The sequence below is a fragment of the Maridesulfovibrio sp. genome (assembly GCF_963666665.1).
GTDB lineage: Bacteria > Desulfobacterota > Desulfovibrionia > Desulfovibrionales > Desulfovibrionaceae > Maridesulfovibrio.
Genome location: NZ_OY762999.1, coordinates 1,627,982 through 1,640,828, shown reverse-complemented (window position 1 = coordinate 1,640,828; position 12,847 = coordinate 1,627,982). Strand labels below are relative to the sequence as shown.

Sequence of the window (12,847 nt, the reverse complement as noted above, 5' to 3'; positions counted from 1 at the left end):
TTTAATAAACCTTAATGCTATTTGATTTCTTTCAGGCGGGGAAGTTGCTTCACCATCTGCAGTCCCAGTCTGAGCTGGTTATCTCTTTCAAGCATTTTTTTGGCTTTATCATCCTGTATTTTGGAGTTTTCCTTGTCTTTACCGTTGTTTTCAAGGTGACGGCTAAGGTCTTTTTCGCGCAGGATGAAACGGTCGTCTTTCTCTTTGTCTTCCACTGGAGGAACAAAGGGGTATACGATATCAGGGTCAATTCCTTCAGCCTGAATGGAGCGGCCGCTGGGTGTGTAGTAAAGGGCGGTAGTCAGTTTGATGCCGGAACCGTCAGCCATGGGAATAATGGTCTGTACAGAGCCTTTACCGAAAGTACGTTCGCCGAGCAGCAGCGCACGGTCATGGTCCTTGAGTGCGCCAGCCACGATTTCGGAAGCTGATGCGGATCCTGCGTTGATCAGGGTTACGATGGGGACATGTACGTCTGTTGCCTGCTCACTTGCCATGAAGTCCTTGCGGCTGGCTTTGCTGCGGCCTTCAATATAGACGATCAGGCCGTCGTTAATGAAGGTATCTGCAACAGATACAGCCTGTGTGAGCAATCCGCCGGGGTTGTTGCGCAGGTCAAGTACCACACCTTTGAGAGTGTGCTTTTTCTTGTAGTCGCGCAGTGCCTTATGCATTTCACGGGTTGTGTTCTCGTTGAATCTGGTCAGTCGCAGGTAGAGGATGCCGTCTTCAAGCTCCTGGCTCTTTGCGCTGATGATGGGAATAGTATCGCGGGTGATGGTTATCTTGTCGGGCTTATTCGCATCCTTATGAAGAATGGTCAGGATAACATCGGTGCCGCGTTTACCCCTGATTTTGCTTACCGCTTCCATCAGGGAAATAGACTGGGTGGATTCACCGTTGATTTCGAGGATTATGTCACCTGCCTTAAGTCCTTCCTTGTAAGCCGGGGTGTCCTCAATGGGAGAAATAACGGTCAGGCGACCTTTTTCCATGCTGATTTCAATTCCGATGCCGCTGAATTCACCGCTGGTGGATTCCTGCATTTCTTTGAAATCGTCAGTGGAAAGAAAAGTGGAGTGCGGGTCGAGCTGTTCGAGCATGCCCTTTACTGCGTCATCAACAAGTTCTTTGCGGGAGATGTCGTTAACGTAATTATGTTCCACCAGATCAAGCACCTGCGAAAATCTGCGCAAGGGTTCAAAACGGTTTTCATCAACGGCTTGTGTCGGCTCCGGTGCAACGGAGATTACGAAAAGAGAGATGATCACAATCATCCACAAAGTTTTTCTCATGTGTTCCTCCAGCGTGGTGGGTGCTGTATCTTGCTCAAGTTGTTATACATTAATTTCGGGCAAGCCATTTTTGCGGGTTAACGGGTTTCTGATGGAAACGCAATTCAAAATAGAGTCCCGTTTCTTTCAAGTTAGGGTAATACCCTGTTTTACCGATAATTTCATCCTTTTCAACCTCCTGCCCTGTTTTAACAAAACTCTCGGCTAGATAGGCGTAAAGAGAGTAGTAGTTGTAGCCGTGATAAATAATCACAACTCGCCCAAATCCTCTGAGGGTGTCGTTATGTACAACTTTTCCCCAAAAGATTGATTTTACATCAACATTTCCGGTCGTTTGGATTCCGATACCGCGAACTGGCGGTTTGCCGGAAGGCTCGAACCGAACTTTGGTCTCCCCCTCACACGGGCGAGGTAAGGACCCTTGAAAATTGGCAATTTTTTTGCTTGTCAGGCTTTTCAGTTTGTAATTTAGTTTGTTGATTGTTTCAAGTAGCCCTTTCAGTTCCTGTTCTCTGTTGATTTTCAGGGCGCGAATGGATTTGATACCGGCCAGCAGGCTGAGTTTATCCTTGAGCAAGCTGTCTTTTGTGTCGTTGATTTCCGAAAGTTTAGCTTGTGCTTTCAATCGTAAATCTTTTTGCACTTCAAGGTTTGCGGATATTTCGTCGGCTTTTTCCTGAGCCTTGTTCAATTCAATTTTGGTATCTTTATACAGAGAAGCCAGCCAGACAAAATTACGGTCAGCCTTTTCCCAGTCATCCAGTGAGCCGAATTTGTTTTCAAGCTTGCGGGAATGAACCGGCCAGAGCTTGGTCAGCATGGTTTTCAGTTTAAAAACAATTTCGTCCAGCTCGCCTTCAAGAACGCGTTGGTCCGCTTTAGCAGCCTGTTCATCTTCCATGATGCCTGCAAGGTCATCTTCCTGTCGGAAAAGTTCACGTTCTACATTACCGATGCGGTCTTCAATAGTGGCAAGCTCGCCGAACATGCTGCGTTCTTCGCGGGTCAGCTTCAGCAATTCCTGTTTCTGTTCTTTGACGGTATTTTGGGTGTCCTGAATTTCTTCTTTAAGCCTGTTAACCGCGGAGTCTGCAGAAGCAGGTATAAGCCCGCAAAGCATCAGCAATGCGATGGTCGCGATAATCAGGTATGTTTTAGTAAGAATTCGGGACATAAGCTGAAATCAGTTTTCGAGAAATTTGCCCAACGGGCAGTTCTCACAATCAGGGTTGGTTTTTTTACACCATTCTTTTGCTGTACGCACAATCAAGGCGTGGTATTCATTGTATATTTTTACGTCAGGATCAAGTGCATCCATGAAATAATCCTGAAGTTCATGGTAATCAATATCTTCGTGAACCAGCATGTGGCGGTTAAAAATCCTGCGCGTGTAGGCATCGACTACAAACACCGGTTTATTTAAAGCGTAGAGCAAAATTGAATCGGCTGTTTCCGGCCCGATTCCATTGACTGCCAACAGTTTCTCGCGCAGTTCAAAAGTCTCTGCGTCTTCCAAGTCCGTGATACACTTTGCAGAATTGGCGTCAAGGAAATCAAGGAAATTATTAAGCCTTATCGCCTTCATACGGAAGAAACCGGAAGGTTTGATAAGTTCCTGCAATTCATCCATTGAAAATTTACGCAATCCATGCGGAGTCAGACCGTCGTTCTCTTTGAGATTATTGATAGCCTTTTCCACGTTTGCCCAGTTTGTATTCTGGACCAGAATAGCACCCACTGCGATCTCGAACGGGCTTTCTCCCGGCCACCAGTGACAAGGCCCCAGCCGTTTGGAAAGGGCCTTGTAGTATTCAATTAATATTTGCTCTCTACTCATCTTCCGCACTTACATCGCGCCAGAGGAGTCCGGCCCATTCACCCATGGTGAAAATTTCCGGGGCGGGCAGTCCGGCTTTGATGTACTCTGCTGCAACTTTTTCGGCCTGTTCCACAAGAATACCGGAAAGAATCAGGATAGAGTTTTTTTTCAGTCTTGCTGTCACATCCGGACAAAGTTCAATGAGCGGACCGGAAAGAATATTTGCAACTACCAGCTCGTATTTGAGCTTGGGATCAATGGAGTCGGCACTTCCTACGGAAAGAATGATGCCATCGACATCATTGTTGTCGATGTTTTCCTGTGCGCAGACGATGGACTGCGGATCAATATCCACACCGACACCTTTCAGGCCGAGCTTGGCAAGTGCGATGGCGAGGATCGCGGAACCGGTACCGAGATCGAAAAATTTCATGTCCGCATTAAGTTTGCCTTCATCAGCCAGTTTGCTGATCAGTTCAAGGCAAAGCGCGGTGGTGGGGTGGCTGCCTGTTCCGAAAGCCATTTTCGGTTCTATGATGATATGGTTTTTGCCTTCGGTTTTCTTTTCAAGCAACCACGGGGGCAGGATTTCGAATTGTCCGCAGGTGACAGGCTCGAAATAGTCCTTCCATGCGAGTCCCCAGTTCTCATCTTCGATTTCTTCTGCCACACAGCCAGCGTTGGGCCAACGGGTTTTGATTTCTTCTACTATTTCCACGCCCAACGGATGGTCTTCCAGATGGATGGTGTAAAAAATGGAATCGTCATCAAGTGGTTTTTCTTCCCAGCCGTGTGCAACACGTGCGCCGAGGTAGACCTGACATTCGTCACTTTCAAGCTCGGAAAGGGTAAACTGAATTCTAAGCAGTTTAGGCATTGGTGTTCCTTATATTTTGATCTGGTTTGATTGTTTGATTAATGTCCTGTGTTTTCGAGATAGCAGTACATGAAAATGCTCAGATACTCCACAGAGTACCTGAGCATTTTAGGTTTATTTGCTTAATCCCCGCCACGCAGGGAATAATCGTATGCTTTAAACAATTCGGTCAATGAGATTACCCTTGCCGGTGAGACTGTGGATGGCATTGTCCACGGCCTTTTGCTGTTCTGTTTCGTGAAGCAGCAAAGACGGTCCGTCGATTCCGGCCGGAACTGAATCCAGCTGGTCTGCTCGCAGCCAAGGCTGCAGGCTGGTGTCCTGAACACCGCCTTCTACTGGTGTGGCAAGTGCAATATCATCCATAAATTAAAGATAAGCCCGTATGGCTTGATGGTCAAGCTAAGCCTGTTCTGCAAGCAGACCCTCAAGCGCATCAAGAAATGCAACGAGGTCATCCTTATCAATAGTCAGCGCCGGGAGCAGTCTAAGAATTGTTCCCTTGGTCAGGTTCAAAATGAAACCTTTCTCGCGCAGGGCGGCAAAGATTTCACTGCCGTCAAAGTTCAGCTCCACGCCGAGCATCAGACCTAGTCCGCGCACGGATTTGATTTTGCCGGGGAATTTTTCCTGCAGCTTTCCAGCTTCTGCTTTGAAGAAACCGCCCAGTTCGGCTGCGCGTTCATCAAGCTTGTCCGCAGTCATGATGTCGATGACCTTGGATGCAACTTTGGATACCAGTGCTCCGCCTCCGAAGGTGGTTGCATGGCTGCCGGGGGTGAATCCCTTGGCGACTTCTTCTGTTGCCAGCATGGCGCCCATGGGCAGGCCGTTAGCAAGAGCTTTGGCTGAAGTAAAAATGTGCGGGGTAACTCCGTAATGCTGATGTGCCCACCATTTACCGGTCCTGCACAGGCCGGACTGGACTTCATCCACGATGAGCAGGATGTCGTTTTCTTTGACCAGCTCGGTTACGGCTTTGACGTAATCCTCAGGCAATGGTTTGATACCGCCTTCGCCCTGTACCATTTCGATCATGACTGCCGCTGTCTTATCAGTGATGGCGGATTTGAGGGCCTCTGCATCACCGGCAGGAACATATTTGAATCCTTCCGGCAGGGGGGCAAATCCGTCCTTGATAGGACCGTATTGTCCAGTGGCGGTCAGGGTAGCAATTGTTCTGCCATGGAAGGAACCTTCGAGAGTGATAATTTCAAAGGCATCTCTTTTTTTTACGGTGCGCATGTACCGTCTGGCCAGTTTAATGGCTGCTTCGTTGGCTTCAGCACCGGAGTTGGCGAAGAAGACCCTGTCGGCATCGCAGGTAGCGAGGAGCTTTTCAGCCAGCTCTACCTGTTCTTCCTGATAAAAGAGGTTACTGACCTGAACCAGTTTACGGGCTTGCTCAGCCATAATGTCGGCAAGGTCGTCACGGCAGTGGCCGATGTTGACTACGGAAATTCCGGAAAGCAGGTCAATGTATTCTTTGCCGTCAAGATCCCAGATTCTGGAACCTTTGGCTTTTGTTACGTTCAGGGGGTATCTGCCGTAAGTGTTGCAGATGGAATTTTGTTCAGCGGCTACAAGTGTATCGTGTTTACTCATGATATTGTTCTATTCAGTGGAGACTATTTCTTACCTGTATGCCCGAAACCTCCGGCACCTCTGGTTGTGTCGGAAAGTTCTTCGCTGGGAGTCAGCTGGGCATGGCAGTAGGGCATGAAAACGAGCTGTGCGATGCGTTGTCCACGCTCAATTCGTCGCTTCCCGCCCGATGTGTTGAGCAGGGAAACTTTGATCTCTCCACGGTAGTCAGGGTCGATTACTCCGACTCCCTGACTGACGGTCAGGCCGTCCTTGGTACCCAGTCCGCTGCGGGAATAAATAAAACCGGCGATGCCCGGTGATGTGATTTCAATAGCAATCCCGGCGGGGAAGGCATGTCTTCCGCCTGCTTCTATTTCTACGAAATCTTCTTCAATACAGGCTCGCAGATCAACTCCGGCGGAGTTGGGGGTAGCGTAGTACAGACCGCCTTCGCTGGCAGTCTCACTGAGGAATTTAACTTTTACTTCAACTGGATTGGATTGGGTGGGATTCATCTTTCTATCCTTGAACAAGTGATATTTTGAAGAGGCAGAATGCTCTTGTAAGTCAGATGTGTCAACTTTCTATCGAGATTATTGCTAAACTGTCTTGATATGTTAACCTGAATAAGGCAAATAATAAAAATAAGTGTAAAAGGTCCGGGCTTTCTGATATATTCGATCAATCATCCCGTTTCGAATTAATACTCAAGGAGATAACTATGCAGCCGCTTCGCGTTTATAGCGTCGTTCCACGTCTGCCCAGTCAGCTGAAAGAGCTTTGGGACTTGGCATATAACTTCCTTTTTGTCTGGAACAGCGACATTGCCAGTATCTTTTCTACCATTGATCATGTTCTCTGGCGGGATTGCCAGCAGAATCCTGTTAAGTTCTTGAACAGTCTGCCTCAACAGCAGCTTGAGGAGTTGGCTAACGATGATTTTTTTGTACAGCGACTGAAGGAAGCCGTTAAGGTACAGAGAAATTATCTGGCACGCGAAGGCTGCTCCTACAAATTTGACGGTGTCAAGAAAGGACAACCTGTCGTAGCCTATTTCAGTTTGGAATATGGTATCGGTCTTAGTCTGCCTATTTATTCCGGCGGTCTTGGTATTCTTGCCGGTGACCACCTTAAGTCTGCAAGTGACCTGAATATTCCGTTGATCGGGATCGGCCTTTGTTACCAGCACGGTTATTTCCGGCAGTACATGACTCAGGATGGCTGGCAGCAGGAACGCTACCCCAGCCATGATTTTGAGGAAATGTCCATTAAGGTCGCCAAAGATAAAAACGGCAAAGACGTAAAATTTAATTTCGATATGAAAGGGGAGACTCTTCATGTCAAAGTCTGGTGCGTTGAAGTCGGGCGTGTAACTCTTTACCTGCTCGATACCAATATACCTGAGAACCCGGTTCATTTCAGAGGAATTACTGCCCGTTTGTACGGCGGTGATCTTGAAATGCGTCTTTGGCAGGAAATTCTGCTTGGTATCGGCGGAGTCAAGGCTCTTGATGCTCTCGGACTTGAGCCCAGCGTCATTCATATGAACGAAGGCCATTCGGCTTTTGCCGGGTTGGAACGTATCCGTATTTTTATGACCGAGCATGGTCTTTCCTTTGAAGCGGCGATGGAGATGGTGGCTTCTTCCAGTATTTTCACCACCCATACGCCGGTTCCTGCGGGTAATGACCGTTTCCCGGCTGAACTGATGCGTCCATACTTTGAGCCGTATGCCCAGACTATGGGTCTTGCTTATAAGGTTTTCTTGTCTCTCGGCAGGGAAGACCCCCGCGATGATGCCGAACAGTTCTGCATGACCGTACTGGCCCTGAAACTTTCACGCTTCAATAACGGTGTATCTAAGCTTCATGGGCATGTTTCACGGAACATGTGGCAGAAGGTTTGGCCGCAGTATCCGGTGGAAGATGTTCCCATCGGGGCCATCACCAACGGTGTACATATGCCGACATGGGTGGCTACTGATTTTTCTCTGCTTTTTGACCGCTACCTCGGTCCAAACTGGCGTGAGGATCCGGATTGCGCAAAAGTGTGGAGACAGACCGATAACATCCCCGATGCAGAACTCTGGCGTACCCATGAACGGCTCAGGGAGCGGCTGGTGGATTTCGTGCGTAAACGTCTGCGCCGTCAGTTGATGAATATCGGTGCTCGCCGCAAGGAAATCGAACTTGCAGACGAAGTGCTTGATCCCCGTGCTTTGACTATCGGTTTTGCACGCCGTTTTGCTACCTATAAACGTGCCGGACTGCTGCTTAAGGATAAGGAGCGTCTGCTTAAGCTTATTTCCGATTCCAAGCAGCCTGTGCAGTTTATTTTTGCAGGTAAAGCCCACCCGCAGGACAATGAAGGTAAGAAGCTTATTCAGGATCTTATCCAGTTCTGCCGTCGTGAAGAGTGCCGTATGAGCCTTGTCTTCCTTGAAGACTATGACATGAAAATTGCCAATTACATGGTTCAGGGTTGCGATGTCTGGTTGAATACTCCGAGGCGTCCCCTTGAGGCCTGCGGAACCAGCGGCATGAAGGCTATGGCAAACGGTGTGCTCCAGTTCAGTACCCCGGACGGCTGGTGGGATGAAGCTTACCTGTCTGATAACAGCCTCGGTTGGGCCATTGGGCGTAGAGAAGATTACAATGACCATGAATATCAGGATTTTGTAGAGAGTCAGACCCTTTACAAAGTTCTGGAAAATGACATAATCCCTGAATTCTATGACCGCGGCCATGGCAGCCTTCCCCGTAGCTGGATTGCCAAGGTCAAGAAGGCGTTGCGGATTCTGGGACCAGAATTCAACGCCAACCGCATGGTGGAAGATTATACTGAAAAGGCATATCAGCCTGCATACAGTAACTACGCCACCATGCATAAGAATGACTTCCAGGGTGCTAAGGAATTGGCTGCCTGGAGAATGGAAGTAATGACCAAGTGGTCCAGCTTGAAGGTTCGCAATATACGCTCGGAAACTCATACTGATGTATATGTCGAAGAGCCGATCATCATCACCGCAGAGATCTTCCTCAATGGCTTGACCACGGATAATGTTCAGGTGGAAATCTACGCCGGACCTGTTGGACAGGACGGAAAGTTTGCACGCCGCAACACAGTGGTTATGACTCCTGAGGAAGATATGGGTGGCGGCTGGCACGTCTATCAAGGCGAGGTTATGCCCCATGAGGCCGGAAGGTTCGGTTATACCGTACGCATCCTGCCCAAGCATGAACTCCTGCTTGATCCTCATTCTCTCGGACTGATCCATTGGGCACAATAAAAGGAACTGAATGCCGAAAGGAATAATTAAAACTATTAATTCACGAAGCGGGGTCCTCAGGGGCCCCGTTTTCTTTTTGTTGTTTTGCTGCCTGTTATTCAGCGCTGTTACTGCTTCAGCCTTTGAAGCCAAGGTTCGCTATGTAATAGATGGCGACACTTTTATCCTTTCCAATAATAAGCATGTGCGTATTGCAGGGATTGATACCCCGGAGATAGGGCGGGACGGCAAACCTGATCAATATTACGCCCAGCAAGCTAAATCTATGCTGAACAAGTTAATTCTCGGCAAACGGGTACGTATTGAATCTGCAGGCAAAGGAACTGATCACTATAAGCGTATAATCGGATGGGTTTATGTCGATGATGTCTTTGTGAACAGTGAGATGATCCGCAACGGTGCGGCATTTTTTTATTTTCATAAGGGAAAAGACAAGGGTAAACAGAAATTACTTCTCCAAGCCCAGAGAAAATCCTATGATGAAAAGAAAGGTTTCTGGCCTGTTATCAGCAAGTTGGAAAGTTTTAACGAACCGTGGATTGGTAATAAAAACAGCCGCCGTTGTTTTCTTCCCGGCGATAAATATGCCACGAAGATAAGCCGAAAAAACAAAGTTAATTTTTCCAGTCTGGGTGAAGCTTTTTACGGTGGTTATTCACCTGCAAGGCATTTGAACTTCTGGCCTGTTGTGAAGTAAAAGTGAGGCAATAAAAGTGCTATTCAGAAAATTTGCCGGCACATTCCATGAATTTCGCATAGTGCGCGACCCGGACCTGTGTATTGATTGTAAGGTCTGTATCAAGCAGTGCTCTTATGAAGCGCACTTCTGGGACGATGCACGGGAAAAAGTATCCCATGACAGCCGCAAGTGTGTAGGCTGCCACCGTTGTGCAGCTTTGTGTCCGACAGCCGCTCTTACGATTAAATTGAATGAGTTGAATTTCCGGCCCAATGCTACTTGGCGCCCCGGGTTTGTGCGCAACATATATAATCAAGCCGAAAGCGGCGGCGTGCTGCTGGCAGGTATGGGTAGTCCCGTTGATATCCCGGTCTATTGGGACAGGTTGTTGCTGGATGCAAGTCAGGTGACTAATCCGTCTATTGATCCCCTGCGTGAACCAATGGAGCTGAAAACATTTCTTGGAGCCAAACCGGATAAGGTTGAAGTCGATTTTGATGCTGACGGTAATCCGAAGCTTAAAACTGAACAAACCCCGCAGATAGAACTTGCTACCCCGATAACTTTTGCGGGCATGTCCTTCGGGGCGATCAATTACAATCTGCATGCGGCAATGGCTATGGCAGCCAAAGAGCTGGGCACGGTCTACAATACCGGAGAAGGCGGGTTGCATAAGTCTCTCTACGAATATGGAAAGTGGACCATAGTGCAGGTTGCTTCCGGGCGTTTCGGAGTTCATAGCGATTATCTGAACGCCGGAGTCTGTATTGAAATTAAGGTCGGTCAGGGCGCTAAGCCGGGAATTGGCGGACATCTGCCGGGTGAGAAAATTAACGCCATGATTTCCGAGACCAGAATGATTCCGTCAGGCTCTGATGCTATATCTCCCGCACCTCACCATGATATTTATTCCATCGAAGACCTGCTGCAACTTATTTTTGCTCTGAAGGAAGCTACGGAATATCGCGTTCCGGTAGCAGTGAAGATTGCGGCGGTGCATAATGTGGCGGCTATTGCCTCAGGTGTTGTACGTGCCGGGGCGGATATTCTGACCCTTGACGGTATGAAGGGCGGAACCGGCGCTGCTCCTGCCATGACCCGTGACAACGTAGGAATACCGATTGAACTGGCTCTTGCCAGCGTGGATCAGCGTTTGCGGGATGAAGGTATCCGTTCCAAGGCTTCTATTATTGCGGGGGGGGGATTCCGTTGCAGTGGTGATGTGATCAAAGCCATTGCCCTTGGTGCTGATGCCGTCAATATCGGCACTGCAGCTCTTATTGCTGTGGGCTGTACTCTATGCGGCCGCTGTTACACAGGAAAGTGTCCGTGGGGTATCGCTACCAACGATAAGAAATTAGCCAAGCGCCAGAACCCGGAAGTTGCGGCGGAAAGGCTGGTTAACCTTGTGCGCGGATGGTCCCACGAAATAGAGGAAATGCTCGGCGGTATGGGACTTAATTCTATTGAAAGCCTGCGCGGAAACAGGGATAAACTGAGAGCAGTAGCCCTGACTGATGCTGAAATGCAGATTCTGGGAGTTAAGCATGCGGGACGGTAAATAAACATGAAACGTATTTATCCTGACAGGGAGTTATGTATCGGGTGCGGCCTGTGTGTGTTGGGCTGCCTCGCTGCGCATTCCAAATCGAATGATTTGATCCTTGCTTATAAGGAAGAACGGGCCAAGGGTTTGGTGGCTCGCAAGCGCTTGATTGAAGATGATGAAGTATGTGTCGCCATCAGCTGCAGACATTGTGAAGAACCTGAATGTGTACCTGTTTGCATCTCCGGAGCGTTGACCAAGGATGATAAAACCGGAATCACTCGTTATGATGCGGACAAGTGTGTGGGCTGCTGGTCCTGTATTATGGCTTGCCCGTATGGTGCTATTCAGCGCGACAAATATAACAGTATGATTGTTAAGTGTGACCTTTGCGCAGAAAGGGAGAGCGGTCCGGCATGCGTGGAAGCCTGTCCCAACCGGGCTTTAAAATATGAGGAGAGATAGCCATGGCATATGTAATCATCGGTAACGGTATTGCTTCGCTTGGAGCTATTGACGGTATCAGGAAATATGACCGTGAAACCCCGATTATAGTAATTGGGGCCGAGAATACAGCCGCCTACGGCAAGCCTCTTACTTCATATTTGCTGGCAGGGCGGATCAGCCCTGAAAGGCTGGCTATGCGGCCAGATGATTATTACAAGGGCAAAAGCGTTACCCTGAAGCTGGCTACATTTATTGAAAGGGTTGATCTTGAATCGCAGGAACTGCAAACCTCAGAAGGTGAGCTGATTCCGTTTGAAAAGCTGCTGCTCGCAACAGGCGGCAAACCATACGTTCCGCAGATTAAAGGTCTTGAAGGAGATGAGGTATACAATTTTACCGCTGCAAAGGATGCCTATCGTTTAATTCAATCTGTTAAGGATTTAAAGCGGGCGGTGGTGATCGGCGGTGGACTGATCGGGATCAAGGCAGCTGAGTCTTTATACAATAGGGGCGTTGATGTCGCTGTTGTTGAAATGCGCGAACGCATACTGCCGCTTGCCTATGATGAAGAAGCTGCAGGGTTGATCTCTCGCCGGGTGGAAGAGGCCGGAATGCTGGTCCGGTGCGGGGTGAGCGGCAGGGAAATAGTGCGTGATAAGCATGGTAAACTGCGCGGAATCCTGCTGGATGATAAAAGTTTTCTTGAAGCTGACGCTATAGTCATCGCTATCGGTGTGGTTTCCAATACCGAGCTTGCAGAGCAGGCTGGAATTGAAGTTGATAAGGGTATTATGGTTGATGACAACATGTTTACCGGAAAAGAAAATGTGTATGCAGCCGGTGATGTCGCGCAGGCCCGTGATGTTGTTTTCGATAAAGATAAAGTCGTTCCGATCTGGTCCAATGCCTATACCCAAGGATACTACGCCGGAAGAAATATGGCCGGGAATAAATCCGTATATCCCGGAACCATGTCCATGAGTTCAATCAGCTTTTTCGGATTACCGACTATTTCTGTTGGTGAGGTGAATCCTGATTCTGAAAATGCTGATTATGAAATTTATACTTTTTATGATGAACTCAAAAAGAGTTACCGCAGGCTGGTTTTCAAGAAAGATCGGCTTGTGGGCTACGTGCTGGTAGGTGATATCGATTTCGCAGGCATGTACACCTCATTTATTAAATTTAAGTTCAAGGTGGATGCACAAGCACGCAAAAGGCTCAGTGAAGGTGAGCCGGACGTTTTAATGTGGCCGGATGAATTCTTCAACAAAGCATGGAATCCTGATTAAGAGTAGCCGCCGGAGG

Annotated in this window: 12 protein-coding genes; 5 read left to right on the top strand and 7 right to left on the bottom strand. The window is 48.4% G+C overall.

Annotated elements, in window-relative coordinates; all coding sequences use genetic code 11:
* Nucleotides 1–17: 17 nt before the first annotated feature.
* The 7 genes from ACKU40_RS07495 to dut form a co-directional block, all read right to left on the bottom strand.
* Nucleotides 18–1,295 carry a S41 family peptidase gene (locus tag ACKU40_RS07495; protein ID WP_320175893.1) on the bottom strand — a complete coding sequence of 426 codons (1,278 nt, stop codon included), beginning with the start codon at nucleotides 1,293–1,295 and terminating at the stop codon, nucleotides 18–20.
* A gap of 49 nt (nucleotides 1,296–1,344) precedes the next feature.
* A complete protein-coding gene (locus tag ACKU40_RS07490; RefSeq protein WP_320175892.1) occupies nucleotides 1,345–2,469 on the bottom strand; it encodes a peptidoglycan DD-metalloendopeptidase family protein in 1,125 nt (374 codons plus the stop codon).
* A 9-nt stretch (nucleotides 2,470–2,478) separates the two neighbouring features.
* The gene (locus tag ACKU40_RS07485; RefSeq protein ID WP_320175891.1) at nucleotides 2,479–3,132 is read right to left on the bottom strand and encodes an endonuclease III domain-containing protein; all 654 of its coding nucleotides are present in this window, start codon (nucleotides 3,130–3,132) and stop codon (nucleotides 2,479–2,481) included.
* Nucleotides 3,125–3,991, bottom strand: a complete 867-nt coding sequence (locus ACKU40_RS07480; RefSeq protein WP_320175890.1) for a 50S ribosomal protein L11 methyltransferase — start codon at nucleotides 3,989–3,991, stop codon at nucleotides 3,125–3,127. Before ACKU40_RS07480 ends, ACKU40_RS07485 begins: the two co-directional genes overlap by 8 nt.
* Before the next feature lie 156 nt (nucleotides 3,992–4,147).
* Nucleotides 4,148–4,357: a hypothetical protein gene (locus ACKU40_RS07475; protein ID WP_320175889.1), complete on the bottom strand. Its 210-nt coding sequence runs from the start codon at nucleotides 4,355–4,357 to the stop codon at nucleotides 4,148–4,150.
* A gap of 36 nt (nucleotides 4,358–4,393) precedes the next feature.
* On the bottom strand, nucleotides 4,394–5,596 hold the full coding sequence (locus ACKU40_RS07470) for an aspartate aminotransferase family protein (RefSeq protein WP_320175888.1): 1,203 nt from the start codon (nucleotides 5,594–5,596) through the stop codon (nucleotides 4,394–4,396).
* A gap of 23 nt (nucleotides 5,597–5,619) precedes the next feature.
* Nucleotides 5,620–6,093 carry a dUTP diphosphatase gene (gene dut, locus ACKU40_RS07465; protein WP_320175887.1) on the bottom strand — a complete coding sequence of 158 codons (474 nt, stop codon included), beginning with the start codon at nucleotides 6,091–6,093 and terminating at the stop codon, nucleotides 5,620–5,622.
* Between the two features lie 206 nt (nucleotides 6,094–6,299).
* Here dut and glgP point away from each other — a divergent pair, with 206 nt between their 5' ends.
* From glgP to ACKU40_RS07440, 5 genes are all read left to right on the top strand, one after another.
* On the top strand, nucleotides 6,300–8,867 hold the full coding sequence (glgP, locus tag ACKU40_RS07460) for an alpha-glucan family phosphorylase (protein WP_320175886.1): 2,568 nt from the start codon (nucleotides 6,300–6,302) through the stop codon (nucleotides 8,865–8,867).
* A gap of 76 nt (nucleotides 8,868–8,943) precedes the next feature.
* A complete protein-coding gene (locus ACKU40_RS07455) occupies nucleotides 8,944–9,564 on the top strand; it encodes a thermonuclease family protein (protein ID WP_320175885.1) in 621 nt (206 codons plus the stop codon).
* A 16-nt stretch (nucleotides 9,565–9,580) separates the two neighbouring features.
* Nucleotides 9,581–11,107 carry a glutamate synthase-related protein gene (locus ACKU40_RS07450; RefSeq protein ID WP_320175884.1) on the top strand — a complete coding sequence of 509 codons (1,527 nt, stop codon included), beginning with the start codon at nucleotides 9,581–9,583 and terminating at the stop codon, nucleotides 11,105–11,107.
* A 6-nt stretch (nucleotides 11,108–11,113) separates the two neighbouring features.
* Entirely contained in the window at nucleotides 11,114–11,557 is a 444-nt protein-coding gene (locus tag ACKU40_RS07445; RefSeq protein ID WP_320175883.1) for a 4Fe-4S dicluster domain-containing protein, read from the top strand.
* 2 nt (nucleotides 11,558–11,559) lie between these two features.
* The gene (locus ACKU40_RS07440) at nucleotides 11,560–12,831 is read left to right on the top strand and encodes an FAD-dependent oxidoreductase (RefSeq protein ID WP_320175882.1); all 1,272 of its coding nucleotides are present in this window, start codon (nucleotides 11,560–11,562) and stop codon (nucleotides 12,829–12,831) included.
* The last annotated feature ends 16 nt before the right edge of the window (nucleotides 12,832–12,847 follow it).

What these genes read in the sequence shown, in the direction of transcription:
- ACKU40_RS07495 (WP_320175893.1), bottom strand. Translation starts at nt 1,295, where the DNA reads ATGAGAAAAACTTTGTGGATGATTGTGATCATCTCTCTTTTCGTAATC.
- ACKU40_RS07490 (WP_320175892.1), bottom strand. Translation starts at nt 2,469, where the DNA reads ATGTCCCGAATTCTTACTAAAACATACCTGATTATCGCGACCATCGCA.
- ACKU40_RS07485 (WP_320175891.1), bottom strand. Translation starts at nt 3,132, where the DNA reads ATGAGTAGAGAGCAAATATTAATTGAATACTACAAGGCCCTTTCCAAA.
- ACKU40_RS07480 (WP_320175890.1), bottom strand. Translation starts at nt 3,991, where the DNA reads ATGCCTAAACTGCTTAGAATTCAGTTTACCCTTTCCGAGCTTGAAAGT.
- ACKU40_RS07475 (WP_320175889.1), bottom strand. Translation starts at nt 4,357, where the DNA reads ATGGATGATATTGCACTTGCCACACCAGTAGAAGGCGGTGTTCAGGAC.
- ACKU40_RS07470 (WP_320175888.1), bottom strand. Translation starts at nt 5,596, where the DNA reads ATGAGTAAACACGATACACTTGTAGCCGCTGAACAAAATTCCATCTGC.
- dut (WP_320175887.1), bottom strand. Translation starts at nt 6,093, where the DNA reads ATGAATCCCACCCAATCCAATCCAGTTGAAGTAAAAGTTAAATTCCTC.
- glgP (WP_320175886.1), top strand. Translation starts at nt 6,300, where the DNA reads ATGCAGCCGCTTCGCGTTTATAGCGTCGTTCCACGTCTGCCCAGTCAG.
- ACKU40_RS07445 (WP_320175883.1), top strand. Translation starts at nt 11,114, where the DNA reads ATGAAACGTATTTATCCTGACAGGGAGTTATGTATCGGGTGCGGCCTG.
- ACKU40_RS07440 (WP_320175882.1), top strand. Translation starts at nt 11,560, where the DNA reads ATGGCATATGTAATCATCGGTAACGGTATTGCTTCGCTTGGAGCTATT.